A 19,111-nucleotide genomic window follows, 5' to 3' on the forward strand; every position below is an offset into this window, starting at 1 on the left:
TAGTTCCCCGCTTTCCTAGATGTTGTAAAATATATAAAAACCATTATAACACAAACGAAACGGCTGTCGAAATACAGCCGCTTCGAAAGTTCATACTTAGTGATCACGTGCCATTAAATAATCTGCAATTTCCAGCAGGCGCTGGTTGTCGTAAAAACCGCCATTCAGCACAGCATTTTGAGCTGCTTCTGTAAGCTGCTTCACCTCAGCACGAGATTCCTCTAACCCAATAAAATAAGGGTAGGTTACCTTCTGCTGTTTGATATCGCTGCCTGTTTTTTTACCAAGCTTGCCTTCATCTCCAACCAAATCAAGAATATCATCCTGAATTTGAAAAGCGAGTCCGATGCTTGTGCCAAAATCACGCAGAGCTTCAAGCTGCTTCTCTGTTGCCCCTGCGATACGTCCGCCGGCTAACAACGAAAAGATAATTAAATCTCCGGTTTTATGCAGATGAATATACTTCAGCTGTGCAAGATCTGTTAGTCCTTGCTCGCCTTCCATATCTGCAATCTGACCGCCGACCATGCCGCGTGGACCCGCCATTTCCGCCAGATCCTCCACTATGGATAAAACATTATCAGCAGGGATGCCAAATTTACGGGAGGCTTGTACCACACTGTAAAAAGCATGGGTCAAAAGCGCATCACCCGCAAGAATAGCTGACGCTTCACCAAAGACTTTATGATTCGTCAGCTTACCGCGCCGATAATCATCATTATCCATGGCAGGCAGATCATCATGAATCAACGAGTAGGTATGTACCATCTCAATAGCAGCAGCAACAGGCAAGGCTGCTTCACGGCTGCCTCCCAGTGATTCACAAGCAGCGATCACAAGCAGCGGCCGGAGGCGTTTGCCCCCTGCCATTAGCGAATACTTCATCGCTTGCTGTAAATTTTCCGGAACCGTCCATGCTGCGGGAAGAATAGTCTCAAGCTCCTGTGAGAGCAAATCACTTATCGATGCGATGTAATCCTCCAGCGGCTGCCGCATGCTTTCACTTGCGGAGCTTCCCTCCAGATCATTCTCAAAGCGATTCATCGGCGTCCCCTTCCAGACGTGCACCAAACGGCTTTTTGCGCAGTTCTCCGTCCTCTTGGGTAATCATTTCGATCTTACGCTCTACTTGTTCCAGCTTGCTGCCGCAAAGCTGCGACAGCTTCATGCCCTGCTGAAATAAATCGATGGCCTTCTCCAGAGGAACGTCGCCGTGTTCAAGCTCACGAACGATTTCCTCCAGTCGGTCCATAGCGCCTTCAAAATCAAGTTCCGCTTCCTTCGTCATCGTCTTTGCCATCCTCCTTCATCCCCCATACTTGGCAGTTCAGCTGTCCGTCATTCATCTTTATCACCACAAGATCGCCAAGCTGCACTTCGGTCAGCGATTTGATTAAATGTTCTTCCGCCTCGTCATACACTAAGCTGTAGCCGCGCGACATTACTTTTAGCGGGCTCAGCGCATCCAGGTGACGAATCTCTGCCACATAGCGAGATCGCTTCTCCTGCAAACGAGCCTGCATAGCGCCCATTAACTCACGGCGCATGCTGTCCGTGCGCTGACGTGCTGCGGCAACACTGTCGCGCGGATGGAACCGCTGCAGACTGTGATGCAGCACCGCCTTACGCTCGCGGGAACGGCTGAGCCGTGCATCCGCTGAGCGCTGGAGCCGCTCACGCAGCATGTCCAGCCGCTGCGTGTGCTGAATCAGCGTCCGGCGCGGGCCTGCCAGCGCCAGCGAGCGCTGCAGCACCGAGTGGCGCTCGCGTCCACGCTGGGCGCGTTGTTGCAGCGCTTGGCGCAGCCGCTGCTGCAGCTGGCGAAGCTGCGCAGCTAGCTCGCCGGCGTGAGGCACGGCCAGCTCAGCGGCCGCTGTGGGCGTAGCCGCGCGGAGGTCGGCGGCGAAATCGGCAATCGTGAAATCGGTCTCGTGGCCGACGGCCGAGATGACCGGAATCCTTGATGCCGATATCGCTCGTGCGACTTCCTCCTCGTTGAACGCCCACAGCTCCTCCAGCGAACCGCCGCCGCGGCCGACGATAAGCACGTCGGCTTCACCCATGGCGTTCAGCGCGCCAATCGCCTTCACTATCGAAGGCGCAGCGCCTTTGCCTTGCACCAGTACGGGATAGATTACAATAACTACCTGCGGAAACCGCCGCTGAAGCGTAATCACAATATCTCGTACAGCTGCTCCTGTTGGGGATGTAATCACACCAATACACTTCGGGAACCGCGGCAACGAACGCTTGCGAACTTCTGCAAAAAGGCCTTCTTTTTCAAGCTTGCTCTTCAGCTGCTCATAGGCCAGATATAAACTGCCAATCCCATCAGGCTGCATATGTGTGGCATAGAACTGGTATTGCCCATCCCGTTCATAAACGGTCACATTGCCTCTGGCAATTACCCGAGCGCCTTCTTTCGGAATAAAGGGCAGCCGCTGGTTATGAGAAGCGAACATAATCGTTTTAATACGGCTGCTCTCGTCCTTAAGTGTGAAGTACATATGCCCGCTGCCATGATGTGTAAAGTTGGAAATCTCTCCGCGAATCCACACATCCGAAAGTAAATTATCCGAGTCTAGCTTCATGCGGATATAACGGTTGAGTTCTTTTATCGAATAAACCTGCCGCTCTGCCGCCATGAATCTTACCCCTATTCCAGGCCGTGACGGCGTTTAGCCGCAATCAGCGTGTTGCTCATCAGCATTGTAATAGTCATCGGTCCAACCCCGCCTGGAACAGGCGTGATGTATCCGGCAACTTCTTTTGCACTTTCATAATCAACGTCACCTGCGAGTTTACCGTTATCCAGACGGTTCATGCCCACATCGATGACAACAGCACCCGGCTTCACATAGGAAGCATCAATGAAATTAGCTCGTCCGATCGCTACAACCAAAATATCCGCTTGACGGCTAATCTCTTGCATATTAGCTGTACGGGAATGGCACATAGTTACGGTAGCATTTTCGCGTTGCAACAAGAGGGAAACTGGCTTTCCTACAATATTGCTACGACCAATTACAACGGCATGTTTACCTGCCATACCTGTTCCTGTACGTTTAATCAGTTCGATTACTCCTGCAGGAGTACATGGAAGAAGACTGTCGGCACCGATGACCAGGTTGCCTACATTGACAGGGTGAAAGCCGTCTACATCCTTTTCCACGGAGATTGCATCAATAACAGCCTTCTCCTCGATATGCTTAGGCAATGGGAGTTGAACCAGAATTCCGTCGATATCATCGCGTCCGTTTAGCTCTGCTACCAGTGCCAGAAGTTCTTCTTGAGAAGTGGATTCATCCAATTTATGCACTTCCGAATGGAATCCTAAGCTGATACAAGATTTCTCCTTATTGCGAACATAAACCTGAGATCCCGGGTCTTCACCTACTAGAATAACAGCCAAACCGGGCTTTACGCCGCGTTTCGCCAGTTCAGCAACCTCTTGGGCAATGCTAATACGAATTTCCTCGGATACTTGTTTACCACTGATGATTGCTGCTGTCATGTTAGTCTCTCCCCTTTTATATACTTTACTATGGTTTATAAATTAAGAATGGTCAGCTTTAATAGTATCTATCTCTTGGATCATCTTGCCGAGTACTCCGTTAACAAACTTCCCGGAATCATCCGTTCCAAAATGCTTGGCCAAATCGATCGCTTCATTCACCGCAACCTTCGCAGGCACATCATTAGCGAACACCATTTCATACGCTGCTAAACGTAGAATCTGACGATCCACACGTGACAGACGGCTCATTTGCCAGCCCTTCAGGTAATGTTCAAGTATATCGTCGATCGCTACCTTGTGCTCCCATACCCCATTCACATGCTCTACCACATAGTGTTTAAGCTGAATCTCGTCCGTGATTACACGTTCGGTTTCATTCTCTTCTGAAGCTTCCTCGAGCAGCATTTCTACGGCTTCCGCGCTTTCCACATCGTTCATTTCCATCTGATACAGGCTTTGGACAATAATCTCTCTAGCTATACGTCTTTTCATGTGTTCCTCCTAAAATCTTATATCGCATTAAAATATTCACTTGTACTGCAACAACGTCTACGACCTAAATATCGCTTCACACTTATTCATTCTTTCCCTAATCCTGTGAGGATTATTGCACAAAGCGAAGATACCTTCAGAGGAAGCTCGCAAATATACCTGTCCCTTGTCGCAAAAAAACCGCAATGCCTTTCTTCCGGGGGCAACGGACAACACAAACTTACGGTTTCCTGCTCCGGGAAAAAGACTATCGCGGTTCACTTAAAGGGACGCCAGCGTCCGGATAATCGCGAAACCAACTCCTGCCATTGAAACAGGGGCGCTTGCGCGGTATCCTTTCTTTTGCCGAGCGTATATCCGATGAACACTACCAGTGCAAAGAACAGCATATCCCAAAAACCGCAAATTAAATAAATCAAACCCAGACCAATGCCGAAAGTCACTCCGGCGATTCTACCCCCGTGACTTTCCCATACTTCTTTCCAAGACATAAGGGAAACTCACCTCTATTCCACTCGACTTTTGAAGCTTGGAGACTGCGTGAGGTTAGCAATATATACAGACACATCAGCAACCGGAATGCCGGTTGTCTCCTGCACGAAATCATGCACCTGACGTTGTACTTCTGTCGTAAGCAGCGGTAATGAATGCTCACCGTCCACTACTGCACGAATTGTAATTTCAAGGCCAGCCTGAGAGACACGAATACGTGACTTGAGATCTCTGATTCCCTTCACTTTACCAGCAGCCTTAAGACTCAGATTCTCAATAGTTTCCATTGAAATCTGGATATCCCCATACTCTGTACGCTGATCGACCGAAGGCAATGAAGCGCGATCACGGCGCAGAGAGATGTAGAAAAATCGGATACTCAGAAGGAACAAGACAACTGCTACTATTATTGCTGTAATATAAGCTGCTGGTCCATTCTCAATCTCCAAAGTTCTAGGAATCGCACCGCTTAAGAGGAGGATGGCAATAACAGATAGTATTCCGATACTTAAACTGTAGACAAACAGCAAAAGTCTGTCCAAAATTTTTGCCACGAGTCTCATAACCTCCTTAAATTAGAGTAAACCCTCGACTTTGCTGTCGGGGGTTTATGGAAGAACGATGACTGCTATTTCACACGAAGAATCGTTTCAGTTTCTTCGTTCTTGTCTACAGTGTTGTTGTTCTTGAATTGCACATCATGAATATGCACATTCACTTCCACAACAGTCAGACCAGTCATAGTCTCGATGGAGCGCTTAACATTACGTTGAATTTCAGCAGCCACTTCAGGAAGGCGATTGCCATATTCAATAATTACAGAAACATCCACCGCAGCTTCACGTTGTCCAACCTCTACTTTAACTCCTTTGGACAGATTCTTACGTCCAAGAAGTTCAACAATACCACCGGCGAATCCGCCGCTCATACCTGCTACACCTTTAACCTCAACGGTCGCCAGACCTGCAATAACCTCGATTACTTCAGGAGCAATCTGGATTTCACCGATTTCCGTCCGTTCGTATTCTGTCGGCAATGTACTCATTTTAGACTTCACACCTTTCAAGAAAGATTGTTCATGATTTCAAGCGTAAAGCACGTCTCTTATTAAACATACTATATCATTTGACGAACTTTATGACAAACAAACCGAAGTCGTCCTAAATTTCATACTCTTCAAGAAACTTAATGTCAAAGTTACCATCCAAAAATACAGGATGCTCCAACAGTTTCTGATGGAAAGGGATGGTAGTATGAATGCCTTCCACGGCGAATTCAGCCAAGGCGCGCTTCATCTTCGCAATCGCTTCCTGACGTGTAGGAGCCCATACAATCAGTTTTGCAATCATAGAATCATAGAAAGGGGAAATCGTATATCCTGGGTACGCCGCACTATCTACACGAACGCCAAGGCCTCCGGGTGGCAAATAAAAGCCGATTTTTCCTGGTGAAGGCATGAAATTACGCTCTGGATCTTCAGCATTTATACGGCATTCAATCGACCAGCCATTAATCACGATATCTTCCTGAGTGAATGACAGCGGATTGCCTTCTGCTACAGAAATCATTTCCTTAATCAAATCCACGCCTGTAACCATTTCCGTTACTGGATGTTCGACCTGAATACGAGTATTCATCTCCATGAAGTAAAACTGTCCATCCGGTCCAAGCAGGAATTCAAGTGTTCCGGCTCCCGAATAATTCACGGCAAGCGCTGCTCGAACAGCTGCTTTACCCATTGCTTCACGAATTTCAGGTGTGAGCACTGAACAAGGTGCCTCTTCAATCAGCTTTTGGCGACGACGCTGCACGGAGCAGTCCCGTTCACCTAAGTGCACTACATTGCCATGTTTATCTGCAATAATCTGAATCTCCACATGCTTCATGCCTGTTAGGAATTTCTCCAGATATACACCAGCGTTACCAAACGCCTTTTGTGCTTCCTGTTGTGCAGCAGTGATCTGCTTCACCAAAGATTCCTCGTCCTCAGCAATCCGTATTCCCTTACCTCCGCCACCTGCAGTAGCCTTAACGATGATTGGGTAACCAATATCGCGGCCCAGCATGACAGCTTCCTCTACATCGCCTACAAGACCATCTGAGCCCGGGATAATCGGAACTCCAGCCAGTTTCATGGTTTCCTTCGCCACAGCCTTGTCACCCATACGGTTTATGGCATCTGGAGAAGGTCCTATGAAGATAATATTGCAAGATTCACAAATCTCTGCAAAATCCGCATTTTCAGCTAAAAATCCATAGCCAGGATGGATGGCATCACATTCCGTTAAGGTGGCTACACTCATAATATTTGTAAAGTTCAGATAGCTGTCCTTGGCCGGCATCGGACCGATGCAGTAAGCTTCATCAGCCAACCGGACATGCAGTGAATCCCGGTCGGGTTCCGAATAGACCGCGACGGTGGAAATGCCCAGTTCACGGCAGGCCCTAATAATGCGGACCGCGATTTCGCCGCGGTTGGCAATCAACACTTTTTGAATGTTCATGCGTTTCCTCCCAAAGTTTTGCGAAGCTTCCGCTCCTTAAGTAGTCTGCGGTATTTATTCCGGTTTAACCAAGAATAGTGGTTGACCATATTCTACAAGCTGACCGTTCTCAGCAAGTACAGACACGATTTCACCTTTGATCTCCGCTTCCAGCTCATTCATCAGTTTCATCGCCTCGATAATGCAAACCGTTGATTTTTCACTTACACGGTCTCCAACATTAACAAACGAAGGCGTTTCCGGAGAAGCGGCACTATAAAAGGTCCCCACCATTGGAGACACAATTTTATGTAGTTTGCCTTCATCAGCTGCTTGTGGCTGCTGCGCTGGAGGAACTTCACCAACTACCGGATAGGATACTTGCGGTACGCTCTGCGGCTGCGGGGCAGGCGTAAAGGGATAGGCAGCATAAGGAGTCGCCTGTACTGCTGTTCCATCAGCTTCAGGGCGATCCGGTTTGCGAATTGCAAGCTTCATTCCTTCGCTTTCGATCTCCAACTCATGTACAGAGGAGGTCTGGTCCAGCAATTTAATCAATTCCTTAATTTCGCTCAACTTGAACATATATCAGTTCACTCCTTCAGCTTTCTCTCGAAGCCACTTCTTAAGCGGACAAGATAACTTTATGTATTATATCACAATCGGTAAAAATGGAAAGAGCCCGGGTCAACCCGAGCTCTTTCGTCATTTTTCTTTTAATTTTACAGCTTATTATTGCTCGGAAACGTATTGTACACTAATTTTATCTTGAGACACGCTCAGTTCCTTCATTACGAGATCCACGATACTAACCGCTTGCTTTACATCCAGTTTGTCGCTGAGAACGACTACTTTGTAGCTGTCTCCAGCTTCTTCCTTTACAATCGCTTCTCCATATTTTTGTTGAAGCTGTTCTTCGATACCGGTAATTTTGGATTCTTTTTCTTCAAGATTGAGAAGTTGTTCTTGAGCGACTGCGTTATCAGCAGGTGTTTTATCCATGTCATTAATCAAAGCAAGCAAGTCTTGTTGGTTCTTAAGATTCTTTTGCTCACGTTCATAAAGGTAGTTAGTGAACATGCTGCTCGCCGATACACTTTGAGAAGCTACTTCATCGAGAATTTCTTTGTCATTTTTGGCTGGAGTCTTGGTGGTTGTATTTGCGGCTGTATCTTTAGCAGATGTATCTGTTTTCGTGGCATCTTTAGCAGCAGTGTCGGTTGTTGCCTTCTCTGAGTCACTGCTATTTGCGGCAGCTTTACTGCTATCGTCCTTAGCAGCTGTAGTTGTACTGTCGTCCGTTTTAGCAGTAGTAGTGCTATCATCCGTTTTAGCGGTAGCAGCACTGTCATCCGTTTTGGCGGCAGTAGCGCTGTCGTCCGTAGTAGCGGCGCCAGTAGTGCTATCTACAACGCCTTCATCAGCAACAACATCGCCTTGACTAACAACTTCGTTCACAACAACACCTTTGTCACCAACCGTTGGCAACGCTGCACCTGCTGTGTCTTTCAGGGAATCAACCTGCATTGTGCCAGCCGTGTCTTTTGGAATCGAAGCACCTGAGTCTTCAGTGAATAAATAGTATGCAGAGAGGACCACCATCAAGCTGAGCATAGAAACCAACCATATCGTTTGTCTTTTGCCGTTCATTCCATATTCCTCCTAAAATTTAATCTAGTGGCTGCTTCGGAAGCACTCACTTATTGACTTTCTCCTGCTACTCTTGTTTGCGTGGTACTACTGAAATGCGCTGGATCGGGACGTTCAAGCCTTTTTCTATAGCCTGCTCGACGAGTCCACGAACAACCTTGTTCTCTGCCCCTTTGGCAACTACCAGTACGCCGCGTACCTGAGGTTTAATCCGCTTCGTCACAATGGGTGTTTCGTCCCCTGATTGCGAGTAGGTTACGATTTCGCCATCCCTCGTATATTGTGTCGTATGACGTTTTCCCCCACTGGCATCCGTCTCTTCACTAAGCTGCTGGGAGTCATTCATATTACGCACCACGACAATTTCTTCTGTAGACTCCACTGTAACCATGATATCGACTGTACCAACGCCAACGATTTTCTCCAAAATCTCCTTCATCCGGTTCTCCATCGCTAGTTCGATGCTGTCGAACGAATTGGTTGTTGTGGTTGGATCACTCTGCACCAACGCCGTTTGTGAGGACTGATTCAGCGGCGGCTCGCGCCCTGTATTCTCGTTATCAATCCTCTTCACATTGACGAAGGAATTGAATAGCATGATCGCTGCGCCCAGCAGACCCAGAATGATCAGCCAGCGAAAGGTATGGCTTCTCTTTGGACTGCCGGCCCCACCCCCAGCCCACTGCTCAAGCTTTTTCAGCCAATTGCCCACTCCCATCCCTCCTAAAAATTATAGTTATTTAGAAACTGCAAGCTCATGATTTGACGTTACTAGCCACGCTGCCATCCACCTGAATGACTTTGGGATCCAAATCCCACTTCAGTTCCAGCAGCTTTACAATGGACTCCATTTCACTCGAGGACGCGCTGTCTTCCGCCACAGTTCCGTTCACTGCTTTATTAGGTTCATCTGATGATGTTGCTTCACTCTCTACGTTATCTGCCGGATTAGCGCCAATTTTAACTTCTACAGGTGCTACAGGAGTGATTGTAATGGGTGCTGTAGTCGCTGTGCTGGAAGCTCCGGAAGTACCCGGGGAGTTAGCCGATGTCTGAGGCATAGAGACCTTTACATTAGAAATGACAGGAACATCTTCGTTACCGGTGCCGCCAGACTTCCCCATGCCCAGCGTTACGGTGACATTAACCCCGCGTTTGCCGGTCTCGCTGATAATCTGCTCTTTCATCTGACCCGCCACCTCTTCGGCAGCGAGCTGCAGACTCTGTTCCTGACGGCCTTGTGCAAGCTTTTGCCCATCTGCCAGAATCTGTTCCAAGGATGGGTCTCCCTTCCCTCCGCCAGTGAACAAACCGCCTTCTTTCTCTTGCTGTCCCATAGCGACACTCAGTTCGGAGATTGCATCACCTTTCAGGAGAGAGACGATAGGGCTGAGCATCGTGAGCAGGATTAGGAGACTTAGCACCAATCTTGCATAACGCTCCATGGATTTGCTTGGGAGCAGCAATTCAACAAATGACGCCAACAGCACAACCAGGATGATCTCCCGCAGCCAACCGCCCAACCAGCTCATGGTTTCCCTCCTAAAGGTTTTGTTGCTTCACCTCATCATTACGGTCAAGTTGCCCGCAGTCAGCATGATCGTAACCGCCATAAAAAACATTAAGGAAACAGCAGCCAAAGCAGCGAATACGTACACCATGCTTTTTCCAATCGTCTGGAGACAGACTACAATCGGTGTCTCTCCCAGCGGCTGCATCACAGCGGCGGCTATGTTGTAGATAAGGGCAAGCACCAGGATTTTGATTGCCGGAAAAGCACACAGGAACAATATGATAATGACACCCGATAACCCGATCGCATTCTTCACCAGCAGTGAAGCTGAGATTACTGTGTCTGTGGCATCCGCGAACATTTTGCCGATGACCGGAACAAAATTCCCTGTAATATATTTAGCGGCCCGAATGGTGACTCCATCCGTTACTGAGCTTGTTATCCCTCGAACGGAAATTACACCTAGGAACACAGTTAGCAGTACACCTAACAGTCCAGCACCGATGTTTCGCAGCAGGTTAGCCAGCTGGGTTAGTTTATATTTCTCCGACAATGCGCTGACCAGATGCAGCACAGCCGAGAAGAACAGAAGCGGAAAAACAAGGGTGTGGATCATGGTGCCAACCGTATGAATCATAAAAACAATTAACGGATGGGTGACAGAGACCGTAACGATATTCCCCATCGAAGCCAGCAGCGCGAACAGCAGTGGAATCATCGCCATCATGAAATCGATCATCCGGTCGATAGCATCCTTTGCATAACCAATAGCGATATTGAAGCTGTTCACGGCAATTACCAGCACCACCATATAACAGAGCGTATAAGCGACCTTACTGACCGTTTTTCGCTCAAAAGCGGTTTGCAGCGTCTCCAGAATCATGCTGAGCACACTGATCATCACAATCGTCACGAGCAGCTTTCCGTTGTACAGCACCTCATGCCACATAAAGCCTAGAAGCCCAGATAACACACCCTTCAAGCTGAGCCCCTTATCTCCTGGAAGCAGCATGTCCATTAGCGTAGGTGTGGCCCCGTCCGGGAAAAAACCACCATAATCCTTCATCAGCTGATCCCAATACGACTCCACTTTATCTTTTGGCAAATTATTCACCTGGCTCTTGACCCACTGGTCTACCGGGGAAGAACTGCCGGATTCTGGTGTTGAGGAAGCTTGCACACTCTGAGCTGTACCTGCAAACCATAGAATGAAAAAGAATGGAAGCAGCAGCAGTATTATTTTTAGTTTTGGAGGACGGAAAACACTGCGCTCTTGCATAATTTCTCCTCCCGATTCGTTGCTCAGCTCTCTTTACGATTGCTTTAAGCAGGCAGTAGCTTCATGACGGTTTCGATAATGATGCTGATGATGGGTACGGCTAGTACCATAATTAGCACTTTGCCGGCGAGTTCTATTTTGGAAGCAATGGATTCCTGACCGGCATCTCGTACAATCTGTGCACCAAACTCTGCGATATAGGAAATGCCGATGATTTTGAAAACAGTCTTCAAATAAATCATTTCCATCCCCGATGACTCAGCCACCCGCTCCAGTGTAGAGAGGATCATTCCGATCTTGCCGATCAGAAACATAAAAATTAGAATTCCTGTTGTAGTAGCAAGAAGAAAGGCGAACATCGGTTTTTGTTCCTTCAGTACGAGAATCAATATGGTCGATATCAGCCCAATCCCAACAACTTGAATAATCTCCATAGCACGCCTATTGAAAAAGAAAGATCGTTTTTATTTCCTGCAGCAACCCGTCCAGCATACGAATCACCATGAACAGCACGACTACGAACCCGATCACGGTGACCCAATGTGCGAAATCCTCTTTTCCCATCTGTTTGAGCACCGTGTGTATCATGGCGATAATTATGCCAATGCCGGCAATTTGAAAAATCGCATTGACTTCAATATTCATTCCTGGCACCTCGCTAAAAGATCAAAATGACGATCAGTACTCCAAGCAGCAGACCCAGGCTTTTACTTAACTTTTCATATTTGCCTTGATCCTCTCTGGCCACCGACTCCTCCTGCTTCAATTGCTGCAATGCTAACGCGATATGAGTGCTCTGATTCGACCTATCGCTTGTGCCGAGAGTACAGCTGAGCTGGCGAAGAATCTCTTTTTCTGTCCCCTTCATAGCGGTAGACTTCCAATATGCTTCCATCGCCCGCTGGATGGCATCCTGGGCGCTTCTGTCATAGGGAGGGCTCATCTCCTCCGCTGTTTTGACAAACAACGATTTCAGCGGGTCCTTAGACTGATTCCCAATCCGCCGCATGGCTTCCGGCAGTGGGGTGAAGCCGTACATGATCTCTGTTTCCAACCGCTGTAGTGCTGCTATTAAACCTCTGATATGTCTGGGCCTGTCTGCATATTGACGAGCAAACTGGAGACCTGCAAGCGTACCAGCCACCACAATGAGCACAGCACCGAACAGCTTAAGCATGCAAATCACCACCTAGTCGATCCCCGGGAGAGATAAGCAGCATTCCTCTTTTCTGGCCATCCAGAATACGAAACGTGAGGCCTGCTTCTGAACGATGGAGTATGACATATCTCTCGAACATCTTTTGTTCCAGCAGTCCTCCAAGACCCGGCCTACGAGCCAACTCTGTTACATCTTTTCCGTGAGCGGAAGCAATGACAGATATTCCGGCATGCAGTGCCTCGGTAACCGCTTCGGCATCTTCAGGACGGCCAATCTCATCCGCGATTAATACATCTGGAGATAGCGACCGGATCATCATCATCATGCCTTCTGCCTTGGGACACCCATCAAGAACGTCTGTCCGCGGACCCACGTCAAAGGCGGGAACACCACGCCGGCTGCCAGCAATTTCAGACCGTTCGTCAACAATTCCCACCTTCAGCCCCGGTCTACTCCCTTCGCGCTTGCCCAATTCTCCTAAGGAGATTTGTCTTGCGAGATCGCGGAGTAGGGTAGTCTTGCCATGTTGTGGAGGGGAGAGAATCAAGGTGTGCATCATTCGCTGCCGCCCCTTGTCCAGTAAATAAGGCAGCACTCCATCTGCGATTCCAGGTACTTCACGAGCAATACGGACATTAAAGCCAGTGATATCACGAAGATGCTCTACACCTCCGCCACTCAGTACTGTCCTACCAGCAAGTCCTATCCGATGACCGCCGGGAATCGTAATAAATCCTTTTCTCAGCTCTTCTTCCATCGTATATAGCGAATGGTTGCTGATCAGATCTAGCAGTCGATGAGTGTCTTCCCGATCCGGCTTGTAAGCTTCTTCAGGCCTCTGCGTCAAACTGCCATTCACTCTTAGAAAGTGATATTTACCAGAGTAGTTAATTTCCAGCGGACGACCTTCACGGACACGAATCTCCTCCACCATTCCTAGCAGCGGAAGGGGAAGGCACTTTAACAGTGCTCTTACTTTTTCAGGAAACAATTGCAGCCAGTCATCTGCCATACAAAGTACCCCCAAGCTGTCCTCTACTTAATTGCTTTATTCCATATTTATGCTTGTACGCGCCTAATATGCCTATCATCTATCATTTTTTCAAAATCCCGATTAAGAGAAAGGCTACACCGCAGCCCACCCAGCCTAATTTGCTCCATGACAGCTGCTGCGCCATCCCAGTCAGGCCAATTGCTGTCGTCAATATCAATATGGTCGGGCCTACCAAAGCCAGTCCAGAATTGACAGCGAGTGCCTTATCGACCTGATTTAATCTGAGCATTATCAGGGCAGCTATAATCTCTGCACTGCCCGAGAACAACCGCAGAGTCGCCATCCAACTCACATACTTGTCCAATCAACTCAACTCCTTTTACTAATTCATTCATACCAAAAGACATCTGAGGCTTGTTTAGCTTTCTATTATTCATGGATATGCGTGGCTTTTTCACTTTAGACAATGAGAAATGACAGATTTACAGATCAGACTGTGAAAGAATTCATAGTGAGTGGGTTCATAAATAAATATAATCAGTATGATAAAATAATTTTTACGAACGCCTTCATCTGTGGTATCCTTTTTAATAGGAAATATAGTGAGTTTATATTTTCAAAAAAAGGCAAACTAAAAAGACATAAGAAAAAGAGGGGATTTGTGTCATGCACGTTCGAAATTACGGGCTACCGCTCAGCATGCGGTCCGTAGTCAGACCAGTAAGAGAAGCGGCAATCATTATTTTTTCAGCTTTTTTAGTCGCCGCAGGGATGAGATTATTTCTAATTCCTCATCAACTGCTAAGCGGCGGGGTAGCGGGGGTGGCTTCAGTCATCGGGTATGTAACTAATCCGAAGTACATCTCAATCATTTATTTTGCGATAAACCTTCCTGTTCTGATCTGGGGATTTATTGCAGTGGGGAAAAAGTACATCTTACTAAGCATGCTTTCCGTTTTAGCTACCACCTGGTTCATGACAATTATTCCTGCGGTGAAAGTGACCAAAGACCCGATTTTGGCTAGTATTTTTGGCGGCGTAATTATTGCTGGCGGGGTTGGATTTTCTCTCCGTGCCGGGGGCTCATCTGGAGGATTTGATATATTAGGCTCGATTATTACACGTAAGCGGGATATTCCTATTGGGAATGTACTCTTCGTAATGGATGGGATCGTTATTCTGAGTTTAGGCTTCTTTAAAAGCTGGGACTCAGCCTTATACGCTATGCTCTGTATTTTTGTGAAAAGCAGAGTGGTTGATATGATTCATATTCGTCATGTCAAGCTAACCTGCTTCATTGTTACCAAGGAACGGGATAAAATGCTGAATCGTCTTAGAGAGCTGCCTCATGGCATCACAGTAGTCAACGCAGAGGGCGGTTACAGTCACGAGGGCAATACAATGCTGATGACCGTAACGACCCGCTATGAGCTGTCAGAGCTGCGTAAGACTATCCTTGAGACGGATCCAAGCTCTTTCGTCAATGTACTTGAGACTGTTGAAATTCTAGGCCGATTTAGACGTTTAGGATAAATACCCATATAGATGTAAAAAGGAACGCTGCATTCAAACCTGCAGCGTTCCTTTTCATTTATAGCTGATGCCCAAAAAGGAGACCCCGTAGCTAAGTAGCTGTAGGATCTCCCTTTTTATTGATTAAACGGCTCTTAACGACGATCCTTAGGACCACCAACAAAGGCCTGCTCAGTTGTATCCAGATTATAAGCGGTGTGAAGCGCCTGAATGATCGATGGCAAATTGCCGGATTCGATTACACAAGAAACCTTAATCTCTGACGTGCTGACCATCTTAATGCTTACGCCCTCTTGGGAGAGTACATCAAACATTTGAGCTGCAACACCAGGATGGCTAACCATACCCGCGCCAACAATAGAAACCTTCACGAGGTTATCCTCGGACGTCACTTCACGGTAAGGTAAAGTTTTATGGATTTCTTTAATTACTTCCTTCGCACGATCCAGTTCATCAAGTGAAACTGTAAATGAGAAGTCAGCCTGCTCATTCTGCACACCACTTTGTACAATGATATCTACGTTTACGCCTTCTTCAGCCAGCTTGCCGAAGACTTGAGCGAGTACACCCGGTACATCAGGTACTCCTAGAATACTGACACGCGCTACATTCTTATCATAAGCAATCCCACTAACTACGACACCTTGCTCCATGCTTGCTTCCTCCTTCACAACAGTACCTTCATTATGATTAAAGCTCGATCTAACGACCAGCTTAACTTGATGACGCTTAGCATACTCCACTGCACGCGGATGTAGTACGGCCGCTCCCAGATTGGCAAGCTCTAGCATCTCATCGTAAGAGATTTCGTTCAGCTTACGGGCTGTTTTCACAATGCGTGGATCTGTAGAATAGATACCATCAACGTCGGTATAAATCTCACATACATCTGCTTGAATAGCAGCCGCAAGGGCTACAGCTGTCGTGTCCGATCCTCCGCGGCCCAGGGTAGTGATCTCACCATCCAAAGTCATACCTTGGAAACCGGCAACGATAACGATCTGTTCGCGTTCCAAAGACGCTACTACACGGTGTGGATCAATATCATTGATACGAGCTCTACCGTGGGTTTCGTCTGTACGGAACCCGGCCTGCCATCCTGTATAAGATACTGCATTCCGCCCGATCCCATGAAGAGCTATGGACAAAAGAGCAACGGAAATCTGCTCTCCTGTTGTCATCAGCATATCCATTTCACGTGCAGGCGGCTGCCCGTTTAATTGCTTCGCCGTATCGATCAAATCATCTGTTGTATCCCCCATAGCAGATACAACTACAACGCAGCGATGTCCCTCATCCTGCTTGTCTGCGATGCGCTTGGCAACACGTTGCATGCGTTCTGTGTCGCCGACGGAGCTGCCTCCGAATTTCATAACATAAAGTGACAAAGTCCCACTCACTCCCCATATCGGTCTATGTAGTTGCTTCTAATCGGTTTCCCGCTTTAAACCAGTATAATACGAAAATAGCGTAATGCGTTAATGATTTCATTAAAAAATTATTGATTTTCCAGAAGCTAACAAAAAGATAAGGTCAGCTTCAACACACTAGCTGACCTCATTTCACTCGTCTTCCAATATTTCAATGGGAAGCTGGTCGATAAGTCAAGGCCATCACTCCAGAACTGAATCTTTTGGAGTCCACTAGCTCCAACGTCTTCTCTTCACCAACGTTATCGAACAGTCGCTGACCGCTACCCAGCAGAATCGGGAAGACCAGAAGCTGATATTTATCGACAAGGCCAAGCTGCATGAGGCTCTGCGCAAGCGTACGACTGCCAAAAACGAGAATATCTCTCCCCGGCTGCTCCTTCAGCTTGGACACCTCCTGAACAAGATCGCCCTTGATCAAGCTTGAATTGCTCCATGTTGTTTCTTCGAGAGTTGTGGAGACTACGTACTTAGCGTATCCATTCATCATTTCACCGTACTCACCCGTCTGCTCAACCATATTTGGCCAAGCCTCTGCAAAACCTTCGTAGGTTGTCCGTCCTAACATTAGAGCGTCAGCAGCTTTCAGTTCAGCAAATTTGAAATGCTCCTGTTCTTCACTTCCGAATGAGAAGGTCCATTGTGGATTTTCCATAACACCATCAAGGGATATGAACTCAGATATAATTAATTTTCTCATATGCGCCTCCTTCTAATCCTTTAATTCGTAAGTATAATATCCCACACCTATACTGTTCCTCATGCATCCTCGTTTATATACCAAAAACCCCCCACCGTAATAACGGGGGAGGCTGATTGGTTATAAGTTCAGCAAGTATGATGCTTCCTACGCGCGGGAGATATATTTACCTTCGCGAGTATCAATAAGCAGCACATCTCCTTCATTGATGAACAAAGGAACTTGTACAGAATGACCTGTTTCAAGCTTGGCCGATTTAGTAGCGCCTTGAGCTGTATTTCCCTTCACACCTGGCTCAGTTTCAACAACCTTCAGCTCTACACTGGTAGGCAGGTTGATCCCAAGGATTTCACCTTGGTAACTGATGATGTTTACAGTCATGTTCTCTTTAAGGAAGTTCAATTCCCATTCAAGCTGCTTGCTGGACAATTCGAATTGGTCATAGGTTTCGTTGTCCATGAAAGCATGCTCAGATCCGCTTGCATACAAATATTGCACGCCACGGTTCTCAATAATAGCACGGCCAATAGTTTCACCTGCACGGAAAGTACGCTCTACAGTGTTACCATTGCGCAGGTTTTTCAGCTTAGAGCGAACGAACGCTGCACCTTTACCTGGTTTAACGTGCTGGAAATCAAGAACGGTAAAAATATCACCGTCCACCTCTACGGTCAAGCCTGTCTTAAAATCGTTTACTGAAATCACTAAAAATCCCTCCTGAATTCGATAATTAAACCACTACTTTTTCATACTTACAGTACTGTATATTCTTTGGACGAATGGGTCAGCAGCGATATTCCGCTCTCGGTGATCACAATATCGTCTTCAATACGTACTCCGCCAATCCCCGGCAAATAGATACCTGGTTCCACAGTAACCACCATTCCCGGCTGCATGATATCGTCACTCAGCTTGGACAAACGCGGCCATTCATGAACTTCCATTCCAAGTCCATGACCCGTACTATGTCCAAATTGATCACCATATCCGTAGCTAGCGATGATATCACGTGCCAGTGCATCACATTCCCGTCCAGTCATACCCGGTTTGATATGTGCCAACGTATGTAGCTGAGCTTCCAGCACAATATCATAGATTTCTTTCAGCTTCGGATCTGGAGCTCCGAGTGCAATGGTACGAGTCACATCTGAGCAGTATCCATCGAGTAATGCGCCGAAATCAAGCGTAATAAATTCATTACCTTGAATTACACGGCTGCTTGCTACGCCATGCGGCATGGACGAACGTTCACCTGAAGCAACAATCGTATCAAAAGATGACGCAGTTGCCCCGTGGGTACGCATATAGAATTCCATTTCCAAATCGACGTCTCTTTCAGTCATGCCTGGTTTGATCACATTCAGAATATGATTGAATGTAGCATCAGCCAGATCAGCTGCACGTTGCATAACAGCAAGCTCTTCAGCATCCTTGAACATACGGAGGTCTTCCACGGCTTTGGAAACTGGAACTAACACTGCCGGCTTAAGGGTTTCCGCATATGAGGTATAAGCGCTGAATGAGACATCATCCTGTTCGAAACCAACACGTACCTCACTGCCTGTTGGCAGCAACTCGCGTACTGTATCAATAAATTTAGGACCATGCTCTACAACCTTAACTCCTACCGCTTGATCCGCAGCCTGTGTCATGTACCTGAAGTCAGTTAGCAGATAACAATCATCGCTTGTCACCAATACATAACCGGACGATCCGGTAAATCCACTTAAATAGCGGCGGTTATAACCGCTGGTTATCAACATTGCTTCCAATCCTTTATCCTGCAAAACCTTACGCAGCTTGGAGACGCGCTCGTTACCCATTTTCATTCTCCTCTCGAAATAGCCACATTGTATTTTAACATAGGGA

At 47.2% G+C, this 19,111-nt stretch carries 24 protein-coding genes; 1 reads left to right on the forward strand and 23 read right to left on the reverse strand.

Annotated features, from left to right (window positions below; translation table 11 throughout):
• Positions 1-96: 96 nt before the first annotated feature.
• From NSQ50_RS21520 to NSQ50_RS21610, 19 genes are all read right to left on the reverse strand, one after another.
• On the reverse strand, positions 97-1,044 hold the full coding sequence (locus NSQ50_RS21520; RefSeq protein ID WP_076098644.1) for a polyprenyl synthetase family protein: 948 nt from the start codon (positions 1,042-1,044) through the stop codon (positions 97-99).
• Positions 1,031-1,288, reverse strand: a complete 258-nt coding sequence (gene xseB / locus NSQ50_RS21525) for an exodeoxyribonuclease VII small subunit (RefSeq protein ID WP_036682818.1) — start codon at positions 1,286-1,288, stop codon at positions 1,031-1,033. The genes NSQ50_RS21520 and xseB overlap by 14 nt, the downstream gene beginning before the upstream one ends.
• Positions 1,266-2,645, reverse strand: a complete 1,380-nt coding sequence (xseA, locus tag NSQ50_RS21530; RefSeq protein WP_076146804.1) for an exodeoxyribonuclease VII large subunit — start codon at positions 2,643-2,645, stop codon at positions 1,266-1,268. The genes xseB and xseA overlap by 23 nt, the downstream gene beginning before the upstream one ends.
• A gap of 11 nt (positions 2,646-2,656) precedes the next feature.
• Positions 2,657-3,514: a bifunctional methylenetetrahydrofolate dehydrogenase/methenyltetrahydrofolate cyclohydrolase FolD gene (gene folD, locus NSQ50_RS21535; RefSeq protein ID WP_036682821.1), complete on the reverse strand. Its 858-nt coding sequence runs from the start codon at positions 3,512-3,514 to the stop codon at positions 2,657-2,659.
• 42 nt (positions 3,515-3,556) lie between these two features.
• A complete protein-coding gene (nusB, locus tag NSQ50_RS21540) occupies positions 3,557-4,009 on the reverse strand; it encodes a transcription antitermination factor NusB (protein ID WP_036682824.1) in 453 nt (150 codons plus the stop codon).
• A 257-nt stretch (positions 4,010-4,266) separates the two neighbouring features.
• Positions 4,267-4,500 carry a DUF2273 domain-containing protein gene (locus tag NSQ50_RS21545; protein WP_036682825.1) on the reverse strand — a complete coding sequence of 78 codons (234 nt, stop codon included), beginning with the start codon at positions 4,498-4,500 and terminating at the stop codon, positions 4,267-4,269.
• A 15-nt stretch (positions 4,501-4,515) separates the two neighbouring features.
• A complete protein-coding gene (amaP, locus tag NSQ50_RS21550) occupies positions 4,516-5,055 on the reverse strand; it encodes an alkaline shock response membrane anchor protein AmaP (protein ID WP_036682827.1) in 540 nt (179 codons plus the stop codon).
• Positions 5,056-5,129: 74 nt separating this feature from the next.
• Positions 5,130-5,546, reverse strand: coding sequence for an Asp23/Gls24 family envelope stress response protein (locus NSQ50_RS21555; RefSeq protein ID WP_076129649.1), 417 nt, complete (start codon positions 5,544-5,546; stop codon positions 5,130-5,132).
• Positions 5,547-5,661: 115 nt separating this feature from the next.
• Positions 5,662-7,005, reverse strand: coding sequence for an acetyl-CoA carboxylase biotin carboxylase subunit (gene accC, locus NSQ50_RS21560; RefSeq protein WP_038572530.1), 1,344 nt, complete (start codon positions 7,003-7,005; stop codon positions 5,662-5,664).
• Between the two features lie 54 nt (positions 7,006-7,059).
• Complete coding sequence (gene accB, locus NSQ50_RS21565) at positions 7,060-7,569, reverse strand: acetyl-CoA carboxylase biotin carboxyl carrier protein (RefSeq protein ID WP_036682835.1); 510 nt, start codon at positions 7,567-7,569, stop codon at positions 7,060-7,062.
• Positions 7,570-7,716: 147 nt separating this feature from the next.
• Positions 7,717-8,634 carry a SpoIIIAH-like family protein gene (locus NSQ50_RS21570; protein WP_076223544.1) on the reverse strand — a complete coding sequence of 306 codons (918 nt, stop codon included), beginning with the start codon at positions 8,632-8,634 and terminating at the stop codon, positions 7,717-7,719.
• Positions 8,635-8,701: 67 nt separating this feature from the next.
• Positions 8,702-9,346, reverse strand: a complete 645-nt coding sequence (gene spoIIIAG, locus NSQ50_RS21575) for a stage III sporulation protein AG (protein WP_036682839.1) — start codon at positions 9,344-9,346, stop codon at positions 8,702-8,704.
• A gap of 43 nt (positions 9,347-9,389) precedes the next feature.
• Complete coding sequence (gene spoIIIAF, locus NSQ50_RS21580; protein ID WP_076223547.1) at positions 9,390-10,166, reverse strand: stage III sporulation protein AF; 777 nt, start codon at positions 10,164-10,166, stop codon at positions 9,390-9,392.
• Between the two features lie 27 nt (positions 10,167-10,193).
• Positions 10,194-11,426, reverse strand: coding sequence for a stage III sporulation protein AE (spoIIIAE, locus tag NSQ50_RS21585; RefSeq protein ID WP_036682845.1), 1,233 nt, complete (start codon positions 11,424-11,426; stop codon positions 10,194-10,196).
• Positions 11,427-11,470: 44 nt separating this feature from the next.
• Positions 11,471-11,860 carry a stage III sporulation protein AD gene (gene spoIIIAD / locus NSQ50_RS21590; RefSeq protein ID WP_036682847.1) on the reverse strand — a complete coding sequence of 130 codons (390 nt, stop codon included), beginning with the start codon at positions 11,858-11,860 and terminating at the stop codon, positions 11,471-11,473.
• A gap of 7 nt (positions 11,861-11,867) precedes the next feature.
• Positions 11,868-12,071, reverse strand: a complete 204-nt coding sequence (gene spoIIIAC, locus NSQ50_RS21595; protein ID WP_036682849.1) for a stage III sporulation protein AC — start codon at positions 12,069-12,071, stop codon at positions 11,868-11,870.
• 13 nt (positions 12,072-12,084) lie between these two features.
• Entirely contained in the window at positions 12,085-12,603 is a 519-nt protein-coding gene (gene spoIIIAB, locus NSQ50_RS21600) for a stage III sporulation protein SpoIIIAB (RefSeq protein WP_036682851.1), read from the reverse strand.
• Positions 12,596-13,597: a stage III sporulation protein AA gene (spoIIIAA, locus tag NSQ50_RS21605; RefSeq protein ID WP_036682854.1), complete on the reverse strand. Its 1,002-nt coding sequence runs from the start codon at positions 13,595-13,597 to the stop codon at positions 12,596-12,598. Before spoIIIAA ends, spoIIIAB begins: the two co-directional genes overlap by 8 nt.
• 82 nt (positions 13,598-13,679) lie before the next feature.
• Entirely contained in the window at positions 13,680-13,943 is a 264-nt protein-coding gene (locus NSQ50_RS21610) for a YqhV family protein (RefSeq protein WP_371915730.1), read from the reverse strand.
• Between the two features lie 302 nt (positions 13,944-14,245).
• Between NSQ50_RS21610 and NSQ50_RS21615 the strand changes: the two genes are divergently transcribed.
• On the forward strand, positions 14,246-15,112 hold the full coding sequence (locus NSQ50_RS21615; RefSeq protein WP_081382367.1) for a YitT family protein: 867 nt from the start codon (positions 14,246-14,248) through the stop codon (positions 15,110-15,112).
• A 134-nt stretch (positions 15,113-15,246) separates the two neighbouring features.
• Here NSQ50_RS21615 and NSQ50_RS21620 read toward each other — a convergent pair whose 3' ends face one another.
• From NSQ50_RS21620 to NSQ50_RS21635, 4 genes are all read right to left on the reverse strand, one after another.
• Positions 15,247-16,500 (reverse strand): aspartate kinase, encoded by a 1,254-nt coding sequence (locus NSQ50_RS21620; RefSeq protein ID WP_036682855.1) that lies wholly within the window; start codon positions 16,498-16,500, stop codon positions 15,247-15,249.
• A gap of 193 nt (positions 16,501-16,693) precedes the next feature.
• Entirely contained in the window at positions 16,694-17,242 is a 549-nt protein-coding gene (locus tag NSQ50_RS21625; RefSeq protein WP_076223549.1) for a dihydrofolate reductase family protein, read from the reverse strand.
• Positions 17,243-17,389: 147 nt separating this feature from the next.
• On the reverse strand, positions 17,390-17,947 hold the full coding sequence (gene efp / locus NSQ50_RS21630) for an elongation factor P (RefSeq protein WP_038572538.1): 558 nt from the start codon (positions 17,945-17,947) through the stop codon (positions 17,390-17,392).
• A gap of 47 nt (positions 17,948-17,994) precedes the next feature.
• Positions 17,995-19,065, reverse strand: coding sequence for a M24 family metallopeptidase (locus NSQ50_RS21635; protein ID WP_076223552.1), 1,071 nt, complete (start codon positions 19,063-19,065; stop codon positions 17,995-17,997).
• Between the last annotated feature and the right edge of the window lie 46 nt (positions 19,066-19,111).

Source organism: Paenibacillus sp. FSL R10-2788, assembly GCF_038003885.1.
Classification (GTDB): domain Bacteria; phylum Bacillota; class Bacilli; order Paenibacillales; family Paenibacillaceae; genus Paenibacillus_AQ; species Paenibacillus_AQ odorifer.